General features: G+C 64.6%; 15 protein-coding genes. 6 read left to right on the forward strand and 9 right to left on the reverse strand.

From position 1 onward, the window contains the following. The coding region (locus RT028_RS04405) for a hypothetical protein (RefSeq protein WP_312932864.1) at positions 1–2,429 on the reverse strand (2,429 nt) is incomplete at its 3' end. Positions 2,430–2,520: 91 nt separating this feature from the next. Continuing rightward, complete coding sequence (locus tag RT028_RS04410; RefSeq protein WP_312932866.1) at positions 2,521–3,606, reverse strand: ABC transporter substrate-binding protein; 1,086 nt, start codon at positions 3,604–3,606, stop codon at positions 2,521–2,523. Between the two features lie 212 nt (positions 3,607–3,818). Between RT028_RS04410 and RT028_RS04415 the strand changes: the two genes are divergently transcribed. After that, complete coding sequence (locus RT028_RS04415) at positions 3,819–5,471, forward strand: nitrite/sulfite reductase (protein ID WP_312932868.1); 1,653 nt, start codon at positions 3,819–3,821, stop codon at positions 5,469–5,471. Beyond that, on the forward strand, positions 5,455–5,949 hold the full coding sequence (locus tag RT028_RS04420) for a DUF934 domain-containing protein (protein ID WP_312932870.1): 495 nt from the start codon (positions 5,455–5,457) through the stop codon (positions 5,947–5,949). The genes RT028_RS04415 and RT028_RS04420 overlap by 17 nt, the downstream gene beginning before the upstream one ends. A gap of 45 nt (positions 5,950–5,994) precedes the next feature. On the opposite strand, the gene RT028_RS04425 is transcribed toward RT028_RS04420, so the two are convergent. Further along, complete coding sequence (locus RT028_RS04425) at positions 5,995–10,257, reverse strand: NEL-type E3 ubiquitin ligase domain-containing protein (protein ID WP_312932872.1); 4,263 nt, start codon at positions 10,255–10,257, stop codon at positions 5,995–5,997. Positions 10,258–10,542: 285 nt separating this feature from the next. After that, positions 10,543–11,838 carry an OprD family porin gene (locus tag RT028_RS04430; protein WP_312932874.1) on the reverse strand — a complete coding sequence of 432 codons (1,296 nt, stop codon included), beginning with the start codon at positions 11,836–11,838 and terminating at the stop codon, positions 10,543–10,545. A 610-nt stretch (positions 11,839–12,448) separates the two neighbouring features. Here RT028_RS04430 and kdgD point away from each other — a divergent pair. The 4 genes from kdgD (at position 12,449) to RT028_RS04450 (ending at position 18,074) form a co-directional block, all read left to right on the forward strand. Further along, the gene (gene kdgD / locus RT028_RS04435) at positions 12,449–13,360 is read left to right on the forward strand and encodes a 5-dehydro-4-deoxyglucarate dehydratase (protein WP_312932875.1); all 912 of its coding nucleotides are present in this window, start codon (positions 12,449–12,451) and stop codon (positions 13,358–13,360) included. Between the two features lie 103 nt (positions 13,361–13,463). Further along, complete coding sequence (locus tag RT028_RS04440; RefSeq protein WP_312932876.1) at positions 13,464–14,828, forward strand: MFS transporter; 1,365 nt, start codon at positions 13,464–13,466, stop codon at positions 14,826–14,828. Between the two features lie 80 nt (positions 14,829–14,908). Continuing rightward, positions 14,909–16,462, forward strand: a complete 1,554-nt coding sequence (gene garD / locus RT028_RS04445) for a galactarate dehydratase (protein ID WP_312932879.1) — start codon at positions 14,909–14,911, stop codon at positions 16,460–16,462. A 31-nt stretch (positions 16,463–16,493) separates the two neighbouring features. Continuing rightward, positions 16,494–18,074 (forward strand): aldehyde dehydrogenase (NADP(+)), encoded by a 1,581-nt coding sequence (locus RT028_RS04450; RefSeq protein WP_312932880.1) that lies wholly within the window; start codon positions 16,494–16,496, stop codon positions 18,072–18,074. Positions 18,075–18,331: 257 nt separating this feature from the next. On the opposite strand, the gene RT028_RS04455 is transcribed toward RT028_RS04450, so the two are convergent. The 5 genes from RT028_RS04455 to RT028_RS04475 form a co-directional block, all read right to left on the reverse strand. Next, on the reverse strand, positions 18,332–19,081 hold the full coding sequence (locus RT028_RS04455) for a FadR/GntR family transcriptional regulator (protein ID WP_312932881.1): 750 nt from the start codon (positions 19,079–19,081) through the stop codon (positions 18,332–18,334). A gap of 82 nt (positions 19,082–19,163) precedes the next feature. Further along, entirely contained in the window at positions 19,164–20,954 is a 1,791-nt protein-coding gene (locus RT028_RS04460; protein ID WP_312932882.1) for a thiamine pyrophosphate-requiring protein, read from the reverse strand. Positions 20,955–21,115: 161 nt separating this feature from the next. Further along, positions 21,116–22,102: a zeta toxin family protein gene (locus RT028_RS04465; RefSeq protein ID WP_312932884.1), complete on the reverse strand. Its 987-nt coding sequence runs from the start codon at positions 22,100–22,102 to the stop codon at positions 21,116–21,118. Between the two features lie 334 nt (positions 22,103–22,436). After that, positions 22,437–23,732: an FAD-binding oxidoreductase gene (locus RT028_RS04470; RefSeq protein WP_312932886.1), complete on the reverse strand. Its 1,296-nt coding sequence runs from the start codon at positions 23,730–23,732 to the stop codon at positions 22,437–22,439. Positions 23,733–23,775: 43 nt separating this feature from the next. Next, positions 23,776–24,198, reverse strand: a complete 423-nt coding sequence (locus RT028_RS04475) for a RidA family protein (RefSeq protein ID WP_312932888.1) — start codon at positions 24,196–24,198, stop codon at positions 23,776–23,778. Positions 24,199–24,200 lie beyond the last annotated feature (2 nt).

The following is a 24,200-nucleotide window of genomic DNA, read 5'->3' on the forward strand; positions in this document are numbered from 1 at the left end:
TGGCAATACAGGGCTTGCGCGGTGTGGGTGAGGGTCTGCGGGCCGGCCTTTCCAGCAGTGCCGGCCAGAGCCGCCAGGTCCGCCTGGTGCCTGGCCTTGCCGAGATTGGCCAGGCTGCCGGGCCTGGGCACCCGTTGCTCGCACTCGAAACTGACGGCGCGGGCGTCGGCGCCGCGCAGACCGCCCGGCGGCACCTCAGACGCACCGGCAACGGTCGCCGCAAGGTAGCGCCCTTCATCGACCGGCACGCTACCGCGCGGCCGCGGCCCATGGTGCAACGCCCGGGCCAGGTGGTAGGGCCCCTGCCCCGTGGCCAACTGTTCGGCGCTGGTGATGCGCAAGTCGCGGGCCAGTCGGCTGTGTTCAGCTGCAGGGCTGTCGGGATGGCGTTGCCTGTGAATCTTCACGAACAGCGAGTCGGCCAATGCATCAGTGACCGGGCCTGAGCCCGTCCGGTACGTCCAGCCCGCGTGCCGCACCAGCATGACGGTCGATCGCTCGCCCTCCCCACCGACGAACTCACGCAGCGGCATGCCGAGGCTATCGGAGACACTGATGCGCAGGTGCAACGCGTCTGACAGGCATGCCAGCACGGCCCATTCGACCGATTCAGGCAAGCGGGTGTAGTCATCGGAGGCGAGCAACGCCGGTGCGTGCTCCACCCAGTATCGATTGCGCGCTTCGCTGAGCGCCGCCACCAGTGTCATGTCCATGTCGGCCTTGCCTTGGTGCATGGCGATCAGCGCCGGCGTGTCGACGCTTGCGCGCTGCAACAGCGTGTCCAGTAGCGCATCGTCAAGGTGCCGTAGCGAGGCAGGCAGCAGCAGGCGCAGGTGCTGCGCAGCGTTCATGGGAACATCGGGCACCGGGCCATGGCCGCCCACCGGGGTCAAGATGCCGGCGACACGTTCGAGCTGTGAACGGTGCAGCTTTCCAGCCTTTCGGAAGGCCTGCATTTCCAGCACGGTCTCGAAGAAATCCACCAGGGTCTCGCCCACCTGCGCCCATTTGGCCTGGACCAGGTTCAAGGGAAGGTCGACCGCCAGCTGCTTGGCGAACAATGCCTTGAACAACAGCCCCCGTCCTGGGAAGCGCACCTCGCCCGGCACGGCGATCAGGATCACGTCGAGCACGGTGGTCAGCCATTGGGCGCCAATGCGCTGGGCGTGGGCCAGGCTGCTGTCGGCGTTGGGCGTGAAGCGTTGCTTGATACGTCGAACCATCAGCTGGGTGTGCGCCTGCGCCCAGGCAAGCGCCACCGACTGACGCAGCAACGGGTACGGCGCGGTGAAGCGCACATCGCTGGCCTGGCGATCGTAGTCGGCGCGGCTGACATACGCTCCGGCACCGGGCACCCAGTGCACAGTGGGCGGGTAGTGATTCGCGGCAGGTAACGGTTGCGGCAGACGCGCAGCTACCGCCTGCTGGGCAGCGGGCGACAACAGCGCCCAAGCCCAGCCCTCACGTTGCGCGCGGGTATTCCACAGGTCGGCACGAAACGCTTCGCCGAACACCTGCAGCGCAGTCAAGTCACGGTCGGCATCGGCCATGAACAGACGCGCCTCGGGGTAGGTGTCGGCAACCAGACAGGTCTGCCCGCCGGTCTGAATGACCACCGCCGGCAGCTCATGGCCCTCGATTCGCAGCAAGAAGTGCAACGCTGCGCCCGACTGTGCCTGGGTGAAGCCGTGGCTGAGCGCGTCCGGCAGCGACAACCCGGCGACGGCGCAGATCTGCTGGTACTGCTGCGCCGAGACATGGCCGGCCTTCATGGCGTTCAGCAGCGCCAGTTCAAAGCGAGCATCGGCTTCGCGACGAAGCGTCGAGCGCACATCGTCGCGCGCCGTCCACGCGTCGCATTGCTGGCCGATGGTGGCACCGATGTCCAGCTCACGACCGAGGCTGATCACGTCATCGATCGTGAGCGGCTGGCCGTCGTCCCGGGCCAGCGCCTGGCCGGCAAGGGTCAGCCAGCTGTGCTCGACGAAGGCATTGGCGTCCTGTGTCAGGCGCGGTGGCGCCAGCTGAATCGGCGTGCCGCGAGCCAGCCACTGCCACAGCGGCTCGCTGATATCGGCGCCCTGCGCGCGCGCCGTGTGGATGCGCACGGCGTCCAGGTCGACGCTTCGGCCAGCCAGGCGGGTCAACGCGCCCAGCACCTGCGCGCGGGCGCGTTGCACGATGGCGTTGAGCGCCTGGGTGCTGGTAGCGGGAATCTGATACAGCGCGGCCATGCGCGCCCGTTGCGCCGGGCCAAGTTGGCCATAGAAGCTGTCGATGGCCGCCAGTGCCTGGCGCACCAGGCTGGCAGCGCGCTGCTCTTCGGCTGTCATCAGTAGAGGCTCGTGGCCTGAAACATGCAGGTCGATGAGCGGATCATCGTCGATGACGCTAAGCTCGCTGACGGGAAAAACGTGCTGGGAGGGCATGGTGAACTCCTTGGTAAGGGAGCCTCCATCGAATCAATTCCCTGCGCGAGCATGCGGCTAATTAACGCTTGGGCCGAGCGGCTCGAGCGACTTATTCAGACACCTCAGCCTGGCTTGCAGGCGCGTCGAAAAAGGGATAGCGGTAACCTGCCGGGCGCCCTTGGGCACTCAATGCCCGCAAGCTGATGCCGAGGTTGGCGTGCTGCAACACGTCCAGCCACTGACGCGCTTCGTCGGGTCCGATCAGGCTCAGCGCGGGCACGCTGTGCTCGCGCAGGCCGTCGCGGTCGACCGGCAGACCCAGCGCATCGTCATGCAACATCAGCATGGCCCAGCCGCCCACGGCGACCTGGCCACCCACCAGCGCGCTCAAACGCCCGCTGATACGCGCTCGCAGGGCTTTGGGCGAGGCATTGACCGCGCTGAACAGAACGTCGCGGCCCGGCGTGCGGCCGGCTTCTTCGAACGCTTGCATGGCGCCAAAGGCCATCTCGTCATTGGCGCACCACACCAGACGCGCCTGCGGATAGCGCTGGACCAGAATCTGCGCCTGCTCATACGCGCGATGGCGGCTCCAGCCGCCGTACACCACTTGGCGCAGCCGGACCTGAGGAAAATCGGCCAGCGCGCGGCGCATGCCCTCTTCACGCTGCTGGGAGGCCGGAGTATTCCTCGCAGCGGAAAACGCCACCAGATCGATAGGGCCTTCGCTGCTGGGTAACTGCGCAAGCAGCGCATGCAACATCTGAAAGCCCGCCTGCTCGTCGTTGATGGTCAATGTGCCAATGACCGACGAATACGTATCAGGCTGGGCATCGATGCCGAGGCGTTGCGCGGGGGTCAGGGCGTTGTTGACCATGAACATTTTGACCCCACTGCCGCGCGCCAGCCTCAGTATTTGCGGGGCGATATATTGTTCGTTGACCAGAATCAGGTAGTCGGGTTTGTCCTGTGCCTCGAACAACGCCCTGGCCTGGTGCAGCGTCAGGGCCGGCTGACGGTGGCCATATTCGATGCGCAACTGCATGCCCAGCTCATCGGCTGCGGCCTGCATGAAGGTTGAATAGCGCCCCCAGAAATCTTCCTTGATGCTGCCGGGATTGAGAAACACCACGGACGTGGCCTGCGCTGTACACGACAACAGCACGCCAAGACACAGGCCAATGGCCTTGAGCATTCGGATAGATTCCCACTGGACAAATCGGCGAGTATATCCAGGTGCGATCAGGAGATAAAAGAACGCAGCGTCTTATTAGGCCCAGTGGTTATTTGTATATGCCAAAACATCACTTTAGCGCATAAACGCAACCTGCTATCTTCCCCCGGCTCCGAAACGGAGTGCGCGGCCGTGCGCGCGAATAGCTGCCTGCAGCCTGAGACAGGACTTATATGTACGTATATGACGAATACGATCAGCGAATCATCGAGGACCGCGTCAAGCAGTTCCGTGATCAGACCCGCCGTTACCTGGCCGGTGAGCTGAGCGAAGAAGAATTCCGCCCTCTGCGCCTGCAGAACGGCCTGTACATTCAACGTTTCGCGCCGATGCTGCGCGTCGCTGTGCCCTATGGCCAGCTGAACGCCGGTCAGGTTCGCACCCTGGCCAAGATCGCCCGCGACTACGACAAGGGCTACGCCCACATCAGTACCCGGCAGAACGTGCAGTTCAACTGGCCGGCACTCGAAGACATTCCGGACATCCTCGCTGAGCTGGCCACCGTGCAGATGCACGCGATCCAGACCAGCGGCAACTGCCTGCGCAACACCACCACCGACCAGTTCGCCGGTGTGGCGGCAGACGAGCTGGTAGACCCGCGTCCGTGGTGCGAGATCGTCCGTCAGTGGACCACCTTCCACCCCGAGTTCGCCTACCTGCCGCGCAAGTTCAAGATCGCCATCAACGGCTCGAAAGATGACCGCGCCGCCATCGAAGTGCACGACATCGGCCTGGAGCCTGTGCATAACGACGCCGGCGAGCTGGGCTTCCGTGTACTGGTCGGTGGTGGCCTGGGGCGTACCCCGGTGGTCGGTTCGTTCATCAACGAGTTCCTGCCCTGGCAGGACCTGATCAGCTACCTCGACGCCATTCTGCGCGTGTACAACCGTTACGGCCGCCGTGACAACAAGTACAAGGCGCGGATCAAGATCCTGGTCAAGGCGCTGACCCCCGAGGTGTTCGCCGAGAAAGTCGAGGCCGAAATGCTCCATCTGCGCGGTGGCAGCAGCACCTTGACCGAAGCCGAAGTCGAGCGCGTGTCGCGCCACTTCGTCGACCCGGCGTATCAGCCGCTGGACAACGTCGACTACAGCGCCCTCGACCAGGACTTCCCAGGCTTCGCCCGCTGGCGCTCGCGCAATACCCGCGCGCACAAGCGTCCGGGCTACGTGGCCGTGACCCTGTCGCTCAAGCCCACCGGCATTGCCCCAGGCGACCTGACCGACAAGCAGCTCGACGCCGTGGCGGACCTCGCCGAGCGTTACAGCTTCGGCTTCCTGCGCACCTCCCACGAGCAGAACATCATTCTGGCCGACGTCGAGCAGCGCCAACTGCACGCGCTGTGGGAAGAACTGCGTCAAGGCGGCTTTGCCACACCGAACATCGGCCTGCTGACCGACATCATCTGCTGCCCGGGCGGCGACTACTGCTCGCTGGCCAACGCCAAGTCGATCCCGATCGCCGAGTCGATCCAGCGCCGCTTCGATGACCTGGACTACCTGTTCGACATCGGCGAGCTGGACCTGAACATTTCCGGTTGCATGAACGCCTGTGGTCACCACCATGTCGGCCACATCGGCATTCTGGGCGTGGACAAGAAAGGCGAAGAGTTCTATCAGGTCTCGCTTGGCGGCAATGCCGCGCGCGGTGCCAGCCTGGGCAAGATCCTCGGCCCGTCGTTCGCGCAGGACCAGATGGCCGAGGTGATCGGCAAGCTGATTGACGTGTACGTGGAAAAACGCAACGAAGAGGAGCGCTTCATCGATACCTACCAGCGGATCGGCATCGACCCATTCAAGGAGCGCGTCTATGCAGCGAATCATTAAGAACGGCCAGATCATCGACGAAACCTGGCACCTGCTGCCCAAGGAAACCTCGTTCGACGAGCTGACCAACTGCGACGACTACATCGTGCCGTTGCAGATGTGGCGCGATCACGCTCATGCCCTGAAAGCCCGCGACGGCGGCCTCGGTGTGTGGCTGGATGCCGACGAGGAAGCCGAGGAAATCGGTGCTGACGTGGCGCAGTTCCAGGTCATTGCCTTGAACTTCCCGGCCTTCACCGACGGGCGCAACTACTCCAACGCGCGCCTGCTGCGTGACCGCTACCAGTTCAAGGGCGAACTGCGCGCCATTGGCGACGTTCTGCGCGATCAGCTGTTCTACATGGCCCGCTGCGGTTTCGATGCCTTCGCCGTGCGTGCCGACAAGGACCCGGTCGATGCGCTGGAAGGCCTCAAGGACTTCTCGGTGACCTACCAGGGCGCCACGGACGAGCCGCTGCCGCTGTTCCGTCGCCGCTGATACGGCCCTGGGGCCGCTTGCGGCCCCAGGGAATCCTCGTGTGAATCAACTCAGTCCCGCTTCCAATTCCTCCAACGTCAGCCTCAGCAGCAGCTCAAGCTCTGCGCGCTGTCGCTCGGCCGCCAGTTGCTCGACCTTGTCCAGGTAAGCCTGCTCGCCGAACAGCGTGTTCCAGCCCTCAAGCCCTTCGAGACTCACATGAAACGGCGCGTTCATCTCTTCGATCAGATGCCCGAAGCGCTCGCGCAGATGGTCTACCCAGAAATCACGCTGGACCAGTGATGCAGCGATCGCTCGAGGGGTTTCGGCAGCCAGAATGGTCGTACGTGCAAGATTGATATCAGGTGCGGTGACCGGGCTGTACGAACCGAAATACATGTAGTCTGGCTGCTCGGGCAACCCCAGCGATCCGGATAGATAGACCCGATACGACATGATCACTTCGATGTCGTCCACTGGATGGTCAGAGGGTCTGGCTCGCAGCCTTTCGATATGACCTGCTGCCAGCCGATCCACCTCGTCGAGTCGATACAGCGACCGCCCCAGCCTGAGCAACGCCCGGGTGGCCATGGCGCCAACCTGGTCCCGTGTGCCCTCAGCCACCAGCACGCCAACCTCGAGCTGGCTGAGCACAAGCAACTCACGGTCGGCACAGGTACGCGGGCCGGCGGCTTGTTGAAACAAGGCTTCTCTGACCTGACTATCGCTCTCACAGGCATCCAGGATTCGCCATACACGTGCACGGAGCCGTTTCGGGCGCCGCAGGTACTCGTTCGAATCCGCCAAGTCAGCGAAAAATCGCAGCAGGTCGCTGCTCCCTGGCTCAGCCTCCAGCCTGTCCCAGACAGCCTGGTGCCGGTCACGCTCCACGTCGCGCAGCTCGCCCAGCCAGTGATCGCGCGCCACAGTGTCGACAGGCACATGGGCGTGGGCGCCTTCCCGAGCCTGAGAGGCGGCTGACGCCCCCTGCGCGGCCTCGTTGATCTGGTTGATGCTGGTTGCATCGAGTGGGTTGTCGTGCACGAACAGACGTCGCAGGGAAAACTCTGACCACGAAGAGCGCAGCCGTTCAATGACGTTGTCTCGCAGATCGACCCGTTCCACGTAGGGCCGTTGCCACACCCAGCCAGGCACATCCGCAGCGAGAGTCCCGCGCAACGATACCTCCCGCAGGTCGCGCAATGCAGACAGCTCGGGCACAGCCCCTAGCGGATTGCTGTCCAGCTCAAGCCGACTCAGGCGGGCCAGCGCCGCGATCCGCTGATCGCTCTGGGTATCCCAGACGATTCGATTGTGCCCCAGGCGAAGATCTCTAAGCTGCACCAGCGTTTCGATCCCCTCGGGCAAAGCTGTCAGCTGGTTATGGCGCATGTCGAGCAGGCGCACGTTCGGGAAACGACTCAGGAACGAGGCAGGCACCTGGGTCAGGGCCATGTCGCGAAGCACCACCTCCTGCACATGGCTGAAGTCGACACTGTCTGGCAGCGAAGGCAGCAAGCCAACACGTTCGCCGTCGATGATCAGCCGCGCACCGTCGAAACCACCACGCTTGCGGCGCCAGCAGCGTCGAATATGCGAGGCCACCGCACGCCGTCGAAGTGATTGAAGCGACACGCCAGGCTCGGCCTGCCAGGTGTCGAGCGCAGAACGCAAGGTCGCCAGCTGCTGATGCAGTTCGTGCAGGTAGTTCCAAGGCTCGACGCCTCGCGCGCGCAGGTGCTGTAGAAAACCTTCGACATCGGCGGCCGAGAACGTCGGATAGAGCTGGCGCAGGCCCCGACTGAACGCCTGCTGGCTGCTCTCGCCGCGCCCGCTGAGCGGATACCCTACGCGTCCATCACCTAGTCGCGACGGCGGCCTGAACGCCTGGCGCCTGGTCGTCATGCCAAGCATACGTGCCGCGTCACCACGCGATCGATTCGCCAGCACGGCAAGACGCTCGCCCAGCGCCGAGGCGCTCAGGCCTGCCTGACCCAGCAACAGTTTTTGCAAGTCGTCCAGCTTCAGCAAGAGCGCTTCGGTCAGCGTGTCCTGCAGACGGCTCCCCGGCACAAGAGCACCTGAGGCGTCCACACAACGATACCGGCCCTGCTGCTTGACGATCACGCTCGCCTCGGCATCGAACGCCGCAGTCGACTGGGCGAGCAAAGGACCCTGCGGGGCGTCCTGACGAATTTCTATCCGCACCTCGTCCGGCCAAGGCGCCACCGCTTCAACGAAGCCCAACGCCAGCTTTTCCGTATCGAGTCCGGCCAGCTGGACGCGCACCAATCCCGCGCACGCACGGTCCAGGCGCGCATCGTGCAGCGCCCAGCGTGCCTGCTCGGCCAGCGCCAACGGCACGCGCTGCTCGTCCATCAAGCGCTGCACGTGGGCCTGGGTAGCACGCTCGACCAGCTCGTTGGCACACCGTGGGGTCAGGCCTGGGAAGTCGCGCCTGAGCACCTGCGCAGGCGGCGGTACGGAAGGCTGAAGCATCGCGACCTGTGCTTCGAACGCCTCGCCCTGCAGGTCGGGGAACTGGAAGTGCACGTCGTACCGCTGCAGAGCATCACGCAGTCGTGCCGGAGCAGGCGCGGCTTCCACATGCAGGCCTCGCAGTTGATCCTCGCTCATGCCAGTGGCACGTAACGCACAGCGTACGGCCTCGTCGCTGGCCTGGGCGGCTTCGCTGTCGAGCCGACGCACCAGTTCACCGACCTCACTCCAGTGCTGAGGTTGTTCCAGCGCATGCCGCCACCCTCCCCTGTGGTTGCTCTCAACAGCGGGTGAATAGGCATCATGACGCTTTGGATGCACGACTCGCCAGTGAGCCTGTTCGTGCGCGCGCTCAAGACGCAGCCTGCCCGTCGGGGTATCGACATGACGCACAGTAGGCGATGACGCCACCTCTTCGTCCCCTCGACCGGCATAGCCCGGCAGCGTCGGATCAAGCAGGCGCAACGTGCCGGACGAGCCCACGACGGGCGCCAGACCATCCACGAAGAGCGTACGCTGGGCCAGGCGTAATACAGCGACAGGCGCACCCGCCAGCAGAGCATTGCCCACCAGACCCTCGGCCACGTTGAACACGTGCGCCAACGCCGCTTCACGATCCCCCTGCTGCCAATCCTCGTACCCCTCGTACACTTCGTGGGCCAATTGCAGGGCGGCGATACCGAGCAACGCCACGCCCGGCCCAGGTACGAACAGGCTGACCAGCCCGAGCAGATCGAACCCGGCGCTGACATAGCCTTCCAGTCGAGCGGCACGCGCCTTGCGGTCTTCCTCGTCTGTCGGCACAGCCAGTACTTTGGCGTCGGCCAGGAGACCTTCTACCTGGCGCAGGCGCAAATGAGTGAACACGTCGCCATTGATCGGCGTGTGTCGGCCATCGATCTCGATCGGTGCGCTAACGTTTCCCTCGCTCAAATGGCGCGCCAGGGTCTGGCTGAACGACAGTTGCTCGGCCCTCGCCAGCAATTGCGTGAAGAACCCCGCATACCCAGGCACCGCCAAGCGTCCGGCCAAAGCGATGAACAGCGCGCGCCAGGAGGCATGCACTGACACACGGGCGATCGGATCGCCGGGTATCCAGGCAATGATGGCTTCGAGCTTGGCGTCCGGCGAAGCATCGACACGCACTTCGATTGCCAGAACACCCCTGATCGGCTTGCCCAGCACGCGTATTTCGTGAGCCTTGCACACGTACGTATCGGGCGGTACCACGGGCACAGGCGCTGCCAGCGCCAACAGGCGGCGGTAGTTGTCCTGGCCCAGACCGCCACGCAGGCGAGCCAGGCAGGCGTCTGCGACGAGTGTCGTGCGAAAGGCCTCGCGCAGCGTATGCTCGACTGCGCTGAGTGTGCCGTCCTCGGGTCTGAGCACCGTCTTGATGTGCTGCTGGTACTGCCCACCGATGTCGAGTGTCCGACAGAGCTGCGCGAAGCGCTCAGGTGCCAAGGCAATGGGTTTACAGTCGGCGTCGACGATTCGAGTCGCGGACGAGAACGCTGCCGCCTCGGTCTCGCCGGGATCGAAGTTATGCAGGGCTGCTGCCAACAGGCTCTGCCGGCTGGCGTGGCGCTTCAAGGTCTGCGCCAGGCCAAGACTGGCACTGGCTTCTGGCAGGTACGCGACCAGGTCCAGTTGGGTGGTACGCACATCCAGCCTGTGCCCAAGTTCACGCGCCAGTACCGGGGCCAGCAGGGGTTCGGCGAATTCAGGCAACGCCGGGATGGTGTCGAGCACCCGCTGGGCGCGGGCATGGGCGCGCTGCTGCGCAAGCAGATGCCCGCGCAGGGCTGCACGCTGGTCAGGCGGGGCCAATCGAAACCAGCCAGGCAATCGATACGCTATCAGCCTATCGACGCTGGTGGTCGGGGCAAGATGGTCAGACATGACGGAGCCTCTCGAGCTAGGAAAGACCCAGTCTGCGCGCCCCGTTTCCCTACGCGCGGTAGCTATGTCTGCGGATTCAGCTGCGGGTCGCTACCGAGCAGAGGCATCGTTGAGGGCGCTGCTCAACCCTGCAGCAGGCAGTGCTGGGAGGTGGCTTCGCCACCCCGAACGCGGGGCTGTCGACCGACATCAGCTGCTTGCACAGCCTGAGGTTCAGAACACGTCGATGGGGTACTCGACGATCATGCGTATCTGATCAGCCGAGCCACTGGACTTGCCATTGCCGATGCGGTGGGTGGCCTGGCGCAGCTTGAGCGAGAGGTCCTTGGCCGGCCCGCTCTGGACCACGTAGCGCACGGTCAGGTCGCGCTCCCAGTGGTCCTCGCTGTCGGCGTAGTAGTCGTACACGCTGCCCGCGCTGACCTTGCTGCCGTCGACGCCGGTGCCGCGGATGTAGCGTGCCTCGAAAGTGAGCCCCGGCACGCCGTAGAACGCCATGTCGAGATCGTAGAACGCACCCCATGAGCGTTCGTTCGGGCCGTTGAAGTCGACCAGCTGCGAGGAGTTGGCCAGGTAGATCGAATCGTGATAGGTGCCCGGCCCCATGCCCAGGTAGTCGAACGGCTGGTCGCCGTCGATGCGCTGATGGGTCAGCTTGAAGGTGTGTGCGCCCTGGGTGTAGGCCACGGCCATCGACCAGGCGGTGACATCGATCGTGCCGGCACGCGCGCGCCCCTCGTCATCGGTGCGGTACAGGTTGAAATCGAAGCTCAGGCTCTGCGTGTCGCTCAGCGGCAGCGCGTACAGCGAGTTGACGTAGGTCTGGCGCCAGATGTCCTTGTAGCGCGAGGTGTACAGACTGAGGTTCAGGCGGTCGTTGACGGCGTAGCTGCCGCCCAGGAAGTCGACCGTGTCACTCGGGACGCCGGCGTAAGCGGCATAGAAGTCGTCGTCGCTGTTGGTGCTGTTGAAGTCCTTGGCGGCAGTCAGGTGCGCCGCTTCCAGGTCCAGGCCCTGCAGTTCGGCACTGGTCAACCAGAAACCCGTGGCGGTCGCGGGCAGCAGGCGCGTGTCGGCCGGGGCGAATACCGGGTTGTCCGGGCGCAGGTTGTTGCCATAGCGCAGCTCGGTGGCCGAGACGCGCAGCTTCACGGCCCCACCGCCGGAGCCTGCAGCATCTTTGGCGCCGTCGCCGTCTGGTACCAGCACGCCCGCACCGGCGCGGCCACGGCCGCCGTCAAGCTTGAACGCCGAGTAGCCACTGACGTCCAGGCCCAAGCCAACGGTGCCTTGGGTGAAGCCTGAGGTGTAGTCCAAGCGCAGGCCCTGACCCCATTCGCGCTGGTCGCCATCGCTGCCTTTGGTGTTGTGGTCCCAGTACAGATTACGGGCCAGTACCTTCAGGTGGCTGTCTTCGATGAAACCCTGTTCTTGCGACGCCTGAGCCACGGCCCAGGGTGCGGTGGTCACCGTGACCAGCGCCATCAGGCTCCTTGCTGTAATCAACATTGTTCAACTCTCGGTATGCGTGTGTCTGCAATTAGACAGAGGATGTAAGTAGCCGGTTAGCTTACGGAACGTGTCTAGCTAGCGCCAGGCAAGTGTTCGACAGCACGTGGAAACGCGCCGGAACCGTGCCTGGAAAATGCTGCGCCAGTACCTTGCGGCACCAGCGATCGCGGCATTGTGGCGACACAGGGGATGAGGCCTGCCCTGCTCGCCTATCGCCGTGGAGCGACAGCCATCCGGGGTCGCGAGCGGCATCCGGCAGAAATGGGCTGCCACAGGGAGGGCCGTGGTGTCGGCGAGTGGAGCGTCAGGCTCGCAGCGCCATATCGACTGCCGCTGAGGCTGTGTTCATCGCCCGCCAAGCTGGTCCTGGCTAGCAGCCTGCGGGCGATGAGGCTACCGCAGATGTGGCTGTTTTGATCAATGTCATCATACGACTAGAGCCCAAATCCTGGTCTTAAAGGGCCTATCCCTACCAAAAAAAGCAAATACCACCTGAGCAGCTTGGAAAATTCTCGGCAAAACGCCTAGCCAGCGACTATGTTGTACGATAACTTACCTTCCACAAAAAGCGACACCTTCACCCAAGCGCCACAGGATGCTCAACACAATGAACCCACAAGAACTGAAATCCATCCTCTCTCACGGCCTGCTGTCTTTCCCGGTCACCGACTTCAACGCCCAGGGCGACTTCCATCAGGCGGGCTACATCAAGCGCCTCGAGTGGCTCGCCCCCTACGGTGCCAGCGCCCTGTTCGCCGCTGGCGGCACCGGTGAGTTCTTCTCGCTCGCTGCCAGCGAGTACAGCCCGGTGATCAAGACGGCGGTAGACACCTGCGCTACCTCGGTGCCGATCCTCGCCGGGGTCGGCGGCGCCACCCGCCAGGCCATCGAGTACGCCCAGGAAGCCGAGCGCCTGGGCGCCAAGGGCCTGTTGCTGTTGCCGCACTACCTGACCGAAGCCAGCCAGGACGGCGTCGCCGCCCACGTCGAAGCGGTGTGCAAATCGGTGAAGATCGGTGTGGTGGTGTACAACCGCAACGTCTGCCGCCTGAACGCCGACCTGCTGGAACAGCTGGCCGAGCGCTGCCCCAACCTGATCGGCTACAAGGATGGCCTGGGTGATATCGAGCAGATGGTGTCGATTCGCCGTCGTCTGGGCGATCGCTTCAGCTACCTGGGCGGCTTGCCGACCGCCGAAGTCTACGCTGCCGCCTACAAGGCGCTGGGCGTACCGGTCTACTCTTCGGCGGTGTTCAACTTCGTGCCGAAAACGGCCATGGACTTCTATCACGCCGTGGCCCGTGACGACCATGCCACCGTGGGCAAGCTGATCGATGATTTCTTCCTGCCCTACCTGGACATCCGCAACCGCAAGGCCGGCTACGCCGTGAGCATCGTCAAGGCGGGCGCCAGGATCGCCGGTTACGACGCAGGCCCGGTGCGTACGCCCCTCACCGACCTCACCCGCGAAGAGTACGAAATGCTCGCTGCGTTGATGGACAAGATGGGACCGCAATAAGCACAGCCTCGGCCTGCCAGAGGCCGCGCCCGGAGTGGGCCTGTCACACTCCGGCTACAGCTCATCACCCCGCACAACAATAATTAGTGGGAGTACAACCAGCATGCAAGCGAGCAAAAAGACGCATGTGCGCTACCTGATCCTGTTCATGCTGTTCCTGGTGACCACGATCAACTACGCCGACCGCGCCACCATCGCCATCGCCGGCTCCAGCCTGCAGAAAGACCTCGGCATCGACGCCGTGACCCTCGGCTACATCTTCTCGGCATTCGGCTGGGCCTACGTGGCGGGTCAGATTCCGGGGGGCTGGTTGCTCGATCGTTTCGGCTCCAAGAACGTCTATGCCTTCAGCATCTTCACCTGGTCGCTGTTCACCCTGTTGCAGGGTTTCGTAGGCGGCATGCCTGTGGCCTGGGCCATCGTGACCCTGTTCACCCTGCGTTTCCTGGTGGGCTTCGCCGAAGCCCCGTCGTTCCCGGGCAATGCACGGATCGTCGCGGCCTGGTTTCCGACCCAGGAGCGCGGCACGGCCTCGGCCATCTTCAACTCAGCGCAGTACTTCGCCACCGCCCTGTTCGCCCCGATCATGGGCTGGATCGTGTTCAGCTTCGGCTGGGAGCATGTGTTCGTGGTGATGGGCGTACTGGGCATCATCTTCTCCGGGGTCTGGCTGAAAACCATCTACAACCCCAAGCAGCATCCGCGCATCAGCCAGGCCGAGCTCGACCACATCGAGCAGAACGGCGGGCTGGTCGATATGGACCAGAAGCGCGGCAACGATGGCCCGAAATGGGGCTACATCAAGCAGTTGCTGACCAGCCGCATGTTGCTGGGCGTGTACCTGGGCCAGTACTGCATCAACGCCATCACCTACTTCTTCCTCACCTGGTTTCCGGTGTACCTGGTGCAGGAGCGCGGCATGACCATCCTCAAGGCCGGCTTCATCGCTTCCTTGCCGGCGATCTGCGGCTTCATCGGCGGTGTGCTGGGTGGGGTGATCTCGGACTGGCTGCTGCGCCGCGGCAACTCGCTGACCTTCTCACGCAAGCTGCCGATCGTCTGCGGGCTGCTGCTGTCGACCACCATGGTGTTCTGCAACTACGTCGACGCCGAATGGATGGTGGTCGGTTTCATGACCCTGGCGTTCTTCGGCAAAGGCATTGGCGCGCTGGGCTGGGCAGTGGTGGCAGACACCTCGCCAAAACAGATCGCCGGGCTCTCGGGCGGCCTGTTCAACACCTTCGGCAACATCGCGTCGATCACCACGCCGATCGTCATCGGCTACATCATCAGTGCCACGGGCTCGTTCAAGTGGGCGCTGGTCTACGTGGGTGCCAACGCGCTGGTGGCGGTGTTCAGCTACCTGGTGATCGTCGGCCCGATCAAGCGGATCGAACTGCGCGAAGATGCCGCGAAGCCCCAGCCTGAGCCTGCCGAGCGCGGCGAGCTGGCAAGCTCGCGCCATTGAGTGAACACGCCCGCGCCGGAGCGTCTGGCGCGGGCGGATGGACAAGAAAAAGCCTGAGAACCTGACAAGTAGGGCCCACCATGCAGTTGATCGAACATTCCGACTCGCCACACTACGTGCGCCTGCACGACGCCGATAACGTCGTGGTCGTCGTCAACGACGGCGGCCTTGGAGAAGGCGCCCGGTTCGCCGACGGCCTGACCCTGGTCGAGGCCGTGCCGCAAAGCCACAAGGTCGCCACCGTGGCGATCGCCAAGGGTGAGCCGGTACGCCGTTATGGGCAAGTCATCGGCCATGCGCTGGAAGACTTGCGCCAGGGCAGCTGGGTGCAGGAAAGCCAGCTGGCCATGCCGGCCGCCCCAGCGCTGGACAGCCTGCCGCGCTGCGATGCCGTGCCACAACCCCTGCCGCCGCTGGAAGGGTTCACGTTCGACGGCTACCGCAACGCTGATGGCACCGTCGGCACCCGCAACATCCTCGGCATCACCACCACCGTGCAGTGCGTGACCGGCGTGCTGGAGCATGCGGTCAAGCGCATCCGCAGCGAATTACTGCCCAGATACCCCAACGTCGATGACGTGGTGGCCATCACCCACAGCTACGGCTGTGGCGTGGCGATCAACGCCCGTGACGCCTATATCCCGATCCGCACCGTGCGCAACCTGGCGCGCAACCCCAACCTGGGCGGTGAAGCGCTGGTGATCAGCCTGGGCTGCGAAAAACTCCAGGCCGGCCAGGTCATGCATGACGACGACCCCTCCGTGGACCTCAGCGACCCCTGGCTTTACCGGCTGCAAGACGCCAGCCTGGGCTTCGTGGAAATGATCGAACAGATCATGGCGCTGGCCGAAACGCGCTTGAAAAAGCTCGACCAGCGCCGCCGTGAATCCGTGCCGGCCAGCGAGCTGATTCTGGGCATGCAGTGCGGCGGCAGCGACGCCTTTTCCGGCATCACCGCCAACCCAGCCCTCGGCTATGCCGCCGACCTGCTGGTCCGTGCCGGCGCCACCGTGCTGTTCTCGGAAGTCACGGAGGTGCGCGATGCCATCTACATGCTCACCTCACGCGCCGAAAACCAGGAGGTGGCCGATGCCCTGGTGCGCGAGATGGACTGGTACGACCGTTATCTGGAGCAAGGCGCCGCCGACCGCAGCGCCAACACCACCCCAGGCAACAAGAAAGGCGGTCTGTCGAACATCGTGGAAAAATCCCTCGGCTCCATCGTCAAGTCCGGCAGCGGCGCCATTCAGGGCGTGCTCGGCCCGGGCGAGCGCGTGACCGGCAAGGGCCTGATCTTCTGCGCCACCCCTGCCAGTGACTTCGTCTGCGGCACGCTGCAACTGGCCGCCGGCATGAACCTGCACGTGTTCACCACCGGCCGTGGTACGCCCTATGGCCTGGCCATGGCGCCGGTGGTCAAGGTCTGTACGCGGACCGAGCTGGCCCAGCGCTGGCCGGACCTGATCGATATCGACGCCGGGCGTATCGCCAGCGGCCGCTCGAGCATCGAGGAACTGGGCTGGGAGCTGTTCCATTACTACCTGGACGTCGCCAGCGGTCGCAAACAGACCTGGGCCGAGCAGCATCGCCTGCACAACGACATCACCTTGTTCAATCCGGCACCGATCACCTGATGCCTTGATACCAGAACCTTAGGAGACCCCCATGCCAGAAATCCTCGGCCACAACTTCATCGCCGGCCAGCGCAGCGCCGCTGGCACCCAACGCCTGCAGAGCCTGGACGCCACCAGCGGCGAAGCCCTGCCCTACAGCTTCGCCCAGGCCACTGACGGCGAAGTCGACCAGGCCGCCAAGGCGGCAGCGGCAGCGTTCATCGAATTTCGCACGCTGAGACCCGCACGCCGCGCCGAATTCCTCGACGCCATTGCCGCCGAGCTGGACGAACTCGATGACACCTTCGTCGCCATCGTCTGCCGCGAGACGGCACTGCCGGCTGGCCGTATCCAGGGCGAGCGGGGGCGCACCAGTGGCCAGATGCGTCTGTTCGCCGACGTCCTGCGCCGTGGCGACTGCCTCGGCGCGCGCATCGACCTGGCCCTGCCCGAGCGCCAGCCGTTGCCACGCGTAGACCTGCGCCAGATACGCATTGGCGTCGGACCCGTTGCCGTGTTCGGCGCCAGCAACTTCCCTCTGGCCTTTTCAACAGCCGGTGGCGACACCGCCGCAGCACTGGCCGCCGGTTGCCCGGTGGTGTTCAAGGCGCACAGCGGCCATATGGCCACCGCTGACCTGGTCGGCTGCGCCATTCAGCGTGCCGCCGAGCGCACCGGCATGCCCCGGGGGGTGTTCAACATGGTGTTCGGCGCGGGCGTCGGTGAGCCGCTGGTCAAGCACCCGGCCATCCAGGCCGTGGGCTTTACCGGTTCGCTCAAGGGTGGCGACGCCTTGTGCCGCATGGCCGCCGAGCGGCCGCAGCCGATCCCGGTATTCGCCGAGATGTCGAGCATCAACCCGGTGATCGTGCTGCCCGGCGCGCTGGCCGCGCGTGGCGAGGCCATTGCCCGTGAACTGGCCGGCTCCGTCTGCCTGGGCGCCGGTCAGTTCTGCACCAATCCGGGCCTGCTCATTGGCCTGCAATCGTCCGAGTTCAACCAGTTGCTCAGCGACCTCGGCCAGCACCTGGAGCAGCAGGCCGGGCAAACCCTGCTCAATGCCGGAGGCTTGCGCAGCTACGTGGCCGGCCTGGAGCACCTGCAGGCGCACGCGGGTATCGAGCACCTGGCGGGTCAGGCGCAGCAAGGCAACCAGGCCCGCGCTCAGCTGTTCAAAGCGGATGCTCGGCTGCTGGTAGAAGCCGACCCGCTGCTGCAGGAGGAGGTGTTCGGCCCCGCCACGGTGGCGGTCGAGGTGAAGGACTCGGCGCAACTGCGCAACGCCCTGCTGGGCCTGCGCGGCCAACTGACCGCCACCCTGATCGGCGAACCGGAGGACTTCGAGGCCTTCGCCTGGCTGGTGCCGCTGCTGGAGGAGAAAGTCGGCCGCATTCTGGTCAACGGTTACCCGACCGGGGTGGAGGTGTGCGACGCGATGGTTCATGGCGGGCCCTACCCGGCCACCTCGGATGCCCGGGGCACCTCGGTCGGGACGCTGGCCATCGACCGCTTCCTGCGCCCGGTGTGCTACCAGAACTACCCGCAGGCGCTGCTGCCCGAAGCGCTGCGCGACGCCAACCCGCTCGGCCTGCGTCGCCTGGTCAACGGCCAGTGGAACGACGGGGCGCTCTGAGCGCCCTGGAACGGCAAAGCCCCGCGTTCGCGGTAATGCTGTTCACTTGCGCGAATAGGCCCGCTTTGCGGTCCATCGCGGCTGAAGCCGCTCCCACAGAGGTGTTACGCAAGCCTGTGGGAGCGGCCGGTTCGGCGCTCCGGTCTGCCGCGATGGGCTGCAAGGCAGCCCCAACCCATTCAACTTCGCTTAGCTGAACCGCATTACCGCGCTCGCGGGGCTTTTCTCTGGTTGGCGGACTGAAACGGCCACACCGCTCACACCTTCTGCGCTTCGGCCTGTTCATGGACCTGGCGCAAGCGCTCGCGGCTGTTGCTCAGGTGCATGCGCATGGCCATCTTCGCCCCTTCGCTGTCCTGTCGGGCAATTGCTTCGTAGATGGCCTCGTGCTCGTGCCGCAGCCGCCCCATGTAATGGCCCTGGTCATCGTGCGCCAGGCGCGCCGAATTGACCCGGGTACGCGGAATGATGCTGGTGCCCAGGTGGTCGATGATGTCAGCGAAATAATGATTGCCACTGGCCTGGGCGATACGCAGGTGGAACTGGAAGTCTGCCGACACCGCATCGGTGGCATGCGCGGCACCTTCGTTGAGCTCGTCCAGCGCCGCGCGCATGCCGGCCAACTCTTCAGCGCTGCGCCGCTGTGCGGCGAGGCCCGCAGACTCGACTTCCAGCGCGATGCGCAGCTCCAGTACGGCCAGCACCTCGCGCAGGGTCACCACCGTTGCCGGGTCGATGCGCAGCCCCCCGGTGGAGGAGGCATTGAGCACGAAAGTGCCGATGCCATGGCGCGTTTCGACCTGCCCCGCCGCCTGCAACCGGGAGATGGCCTCACGCACCACCGTGCGGCTGACGCCCTCCTCGCTCATGATCTGCGATTCGGTAGGCAACTTGTCGCCGCGCTTGAGCTGGCCGCTGCGAATGCGCTCAGTCAGCACCGTGACCAGTTCCTGAGCCAGGCTGCGGGGCTTGCGCCGGGCTCTGGGCTGTACCTGCTGCTCTGTCATGGCCTGTTTTTCCACCTCGAAAAATAGGCGTCATCATAACTCAAGCAGTTGTACGATCACATGCGCCGGGTGCGACGCGTCATCACTCCTTCTTGCCCGGCAGCACGCTGCTCAGAATCTGCTTGGCGGTCTGTTTGATCACGCCGACCTCGTTCGGATCGCCCTTGAGCAGGAAGGAGGTGAATTTCTTCGCCTGCTCCAGCTTGATGTGCGGGGGCAGTGGCGCCACGTTAGGGTCGGTCTTGAACTCGATCAGCACAGGCACATCGCTGGCCAGCGCCTTTTCCCAGGCGCCGGCGACGTCTTCCTCACGGTCGACGAAGATGCCTTTCAGGCCGATGGAGATCGCAAACAGGTGATACGGCACATCGGGAATGTCCTGGGACGCCGAGAACTTCGGATCACCCTCCATGACGCGCTGCTCCCAGGTCACCTGGTTGAGGTCTTCATTGTTGAACACGGCGCAGATCCAGCGACCGTTGCCCCACTGCTTCCAGTACTTGGCCACGGTGATCAGCTCGGCGAGGTTGTTCATCTGCATGGCGCCATCGCCCACCAGCGCAATCACCGGGCGCTCCGGGTGGGCGAACTTGGCGGCGATGGCATACGGCACTGCAGCGCCCATCGAAGCCAGACCGCCAGACAACGAGCACATCATGCCCTCGCGGATCTTCAGGTCGCGGGCGAACCAGTTGGCGCACGAGCCCGAATCGCTGGTGATGATCGAGGCATCGGGCAACTGCGCCGACAGCTCATGTACCACCCGCTGCGGGTTGATCGGGTCGGCGCTGACCATCGCACGCTTGTCCAGCTTGCGGTCCCAGGCTGCGCGCCAGCGTTCGATCTTCTGCTGCCACTTGCGCTCGCTCTTGCGTTCGAGCAAGGGCAGGAGCGCCGCGAGGGTATCGGCGGCCTCACCGCTCAGGCACACCTCCATCGGATAGCGCAGGCTGAGCATGCCAGGGCTGATGTCGATCTGCACGCCTCTGGCCTGGCCTTCCTTGGGCAGGAATTCGGCATAGGGGAAGCCAGAACCGACCATCAGCAAGGTGTCGCACTCCTCCATCATCTGGTAGCTCGGCTCAGTGCCGAGCAGGCCGATGCTGCCGGTGACCCACGGGATGTCATCGGGCAGTACCGCCTTGCCGAGCAACGCCTTGGCGACACCTGCGCCGAGTTTTTCAGCGATGGCGCGGACCTGTTCGCTCGCCTGCAAAGCACCGGCGCCGACCAGGATCGCAACCTTCTTGCCCTCGTTGAGTACCTGGGCAGCGCGCTCCAGGTCCGCCTCGTAAGGCACGGTCTTCGGCCGGCTGTAGCCCACGCCCGAATGCACGGTGCCGTGGACCCGGGCAGGTTCCTCATAAGGCAGGTCCTGCAAGTCGTTGGGCAGGATCAACGCCGTGACGCGGCGCTCGCCCACAGCAATGCGCACCGCACGGTCGAGCAAGTGGCGTACCTGCGACACTTCAGAAGCCTGCTGGACGAAAGCTCCGGCCACGTCCTTGAACATCGACATCAGGTCCAGCTCTTGCTGGTAATGCCCGCCGAGCGCAGTGCGCGCCTGCTGGCCGGCGATGGCCAGGACCGGCATGTGGTCCATGCGCGCGTCATACAGGCCGGTCAGCAGGTGCGATGCACCGGGTCCTGAGGTGGCGATGCAGACCCCCAGTTCGCCGGTGAACTTGGCATGGGCACTGGCCATGAACGCGGCCATTTCCTCGTGCCGGCACTGAATGAATTCGATCTTGCCCGGCGCCCGGCGCATGGCGCCGAACACACCGTTGATGCCATCGCCGGGATAGCCGAAGATGCGCGTCACGCCCCACTGGCTGAGCCGCTCGATCAGGAAGTCGCCTACCGTGGTGGTCATAGTCCAAGTCCTCTGTGTTCGCGTGTGCAAGGGAGTACGTGGAGGTTGTGACCGGGTTCGGGACGGGCGTGTTCAGAGAAATTCGGATTCGCGTCGATCGGGTCCTTCACCAGCGCTGAGCGGTGCGCAAGCGTAGGCGCCTCCGGGGGCGGCCGGTGCCATCAGGGGTAGACGTACTTCTGTACATAGTGGGTCAGCTCACGGAAGACCTGCGCAGGCACCTTGGGCATTTGTGCTTGCGCACGCTCGAGGGTCTTGCAGCAGCTTTGCACCATCTGCTGCCGATGGGTGGGCTCGATGATCCCGGCGTGCACCACCTGGGCGTACTGCGGATACGAACAGGCTGTGTTGGCCATGGCGTTGCGGCGAATCGAAAATGACGGATTGATCTGTGGCAAGCGGCTGAAGGGCTGACCACGGTAGTCGACCTGCGGTTCCAGTTCCGCAGGCCTGCGGCAGGTGCTGTGGCAGAGCGGGCGGCTCTCCAGGCCCGTTTCGAAGCCGCGATGGTACAGCGTGATCTGCGATCCCAGCGCCAGGGTACAGGCGTCTTCGAACGCATCGAGGATGACCCTGGCGTTGAGCTGTGAGGCTTCGATGCTGGAGAGCGGCAGAAAACGTTCGAGCGCGTCCTGCTCGAGGCTCTTGACCCCGCGCTCCAGGGTGGCCCAATGGCTGAATTCCTTCTGGCAGCCAATCATGTGGACATCGAAGGTGTATCCCTGCTCTGCAGCTGCCTTGGGGACCTTGGCGAATTCCGGGCTGTCCAGCGCCGTTTCCATGATGATGTTGTAGCGCTGTTCGAGCGCATAGCTGTAGAGCTTGCCGCCCAACGCCCAGACGAACGCCTCGGTGTGCTCATACACCTGCAGGATGCCCAGGTGCTGCATGTCCGCGTAATGCGGATGCAGCGTGCGAAAGCTTGGCAAGTACAGACGCACGAAGTTGCCGTAACGGCCACTCGGGAGCAGGGTATTTTCCAGCAGGTAGGTTTTCCCCGAGCCTTGCGCGCCCGCCACGATCAGCATCGTCGGGCTGGGCGGGCAGGTCTCGCAGGCGGCATTGCGGGTGACCTTGAACAAGGTCTCGCTGAGGGTAGCGAACGCCTGATCGACATCGGCGTCAGTGTACGGATAGAGCGGGGTCATGGTGCAATTCCTGAGTGTCGGCCGAAAGTGGCGAGCCCACTCTAGGTGTCCGGCGCGAGCCTCAGTGGTAGCTAATAGCGGCCGCACCACCCGTGCACCCTGCTACAGGCCATGACCGGGCAAGCGCCGCTGAGCCCCCGCACTGGCTGTAAGTGACCTGACGTGACCGAAGCGCAACAACACTTTTTCTCGACGATCACGTTGTCACTGTCAGGTTTCCGGCACACGCTCTGGCCTCCCTACCGGGCGCGATCAGAGCAGTGCTCCGTGGATTGGCTGGTTGCTGAACGCCGGCCATGACGCCAGGTCGAGCCAGGTCTCGCCCTGCCGTGTCTCAGGCAAATCGCGCGAAGTCATACGGTGCGGGGTCGATGATCGGCGTGGTCCCGCACAGCAGATCCGCCGCCAGTTGCCCGGCCGCTGGCGAGGTGCCGAAGCCATGCCCGGAAAAGCCCGTAGCCACGGTCAGGCCGGGGATCTTCGACACGCCGCTGATCACGGGATTCGAATCGGGGGTGATGTCGATGGTGCCGGCCCAGGCCTGCTCGACCTTGGCCTGCTCGAACACCGGCCAGGCCGCGCGCAGGTTACGCAGCGCTTCTTCGTTGAGCTTCGGGTTGGCGTGCGGGTCCTTGACGCGCACGCGCTCGAAGGGCGTGACGTCACCGGGTTTCCAGCGCCGCGCCAGCGCCAGGTCGGTGAACAGGTCGCGGCCCACATTGACCCGCAGGAAACTACGCTGGGTGCGCAGTGCCGGCAGGTACTGGCGCGCCAGCAGGAAGTGATCGAGGGTCAGCGACGCATCCAGCGCGCCGCGCTGGGTGATGATGAAACCGCCGTTGATGTGCTTGCGGAAGGAAAAGTCCGGGGCGCCTACGGCAATGTCGGTCGGCCCTTGCATGGGCGCTGTACGCAGCACCGAACAGATCAGTGGCAGGGTCGGCAAGGACACGCCCTCGTTGCCGAGGAAACGCCGCGACCACATTCCGCCGGCCAGCAGCACCTGGCTGCAGCGCACCTCGCCCGCCTCGGTCAGCACACCGCTGACCCGCCCGGCTGATTTGACCAACCCACGCACTGCGCAACCCTCGAGGATCACCGCGCCCTTGGCGATGGCCGCCGTGGCGATGGCGCTGGCCGCCAGGGTCGGTTCGGCGCGCCCGTCGGAGCCAGTGTAGATCGCCCCCGCCCAGGGCTCGCGACCGCCTGGCACACGTTGCTCGATCTCGGCGCGGCTGAGCAGCCGCGAATCCAGGTTCAGCCCCGCCACGCTCTGCATCCAGCCTTCGTGCATGGCCATCTGCTCATCGTTACGCGCCAGGAACATGATGCCGGCCTGGCGATAGCCGACATCAGCACCGACCCGCTCGGCCATCCCGGCCCAGAGCCGGTCGGCGGCCTGGGCCAGGGGGATGTCGTGGCCATGGCGGTTGGTCTTGCGCACCCAGCCGAGGTTGCGCGACGACTGCTCGCCGGCGATGCGGCCTTTTTCCAGCACGACCACGGGGATATTGCGCTCGCTCAGGGCCAACGCCGCCGTAAGGCCGATGATGCCACCCCCGATGATCACCACCTGGGTCTCGCGGGGCAGTTGTTGCGCGGTGCGCACGGGCGCAATGGTCGGGGCCATGTCGGAACACTCGATGAAGAAAGGGAAAGGCGATGCGCTGGGCCTACTGACCCAGATCGATCCGCGTGACGTGAGCAGCGCTGGCCCCGCGGTAGGCGGTCACTTCGAGCTCGACCTTGTACACCGTCGAACCCAGCGGCGGACAGGTGACCGTACTGGCCGGGTCGATGCCGCGAAATTTCTCGCCCACCACACCCATCACCTGGGCAACATCAGCCGGGTTCTGAATGAACACCCGCGAGCACACCACATCGGCCAGGGTGGCATCGACCGCAGCCAGCGCCGCTTCGATGTTGGCGAACACCTGATGAGTCTGCTCGATCAGGTCGTCGGAGATTTCCTTGGTCTGCGGATGACGGCCTGCGGTATTGGAGACATGGATCCAGTTGTCCACGGCCACCAGCCGGGAATAACTGCCCATTTCTTCGTACTTGGAACCGGTTTTGACTTTGACGATATCGGTCATGG

This window comes from Pseudomonas sp., assembly GCF_032058845.1.
Classification (GTDB): domain Bacteria; phylum Pseudomonadota; class Gammaproteobacteria; order Pseudomonadales; family Pseudomonadaceae; genus Aquipseudomonas.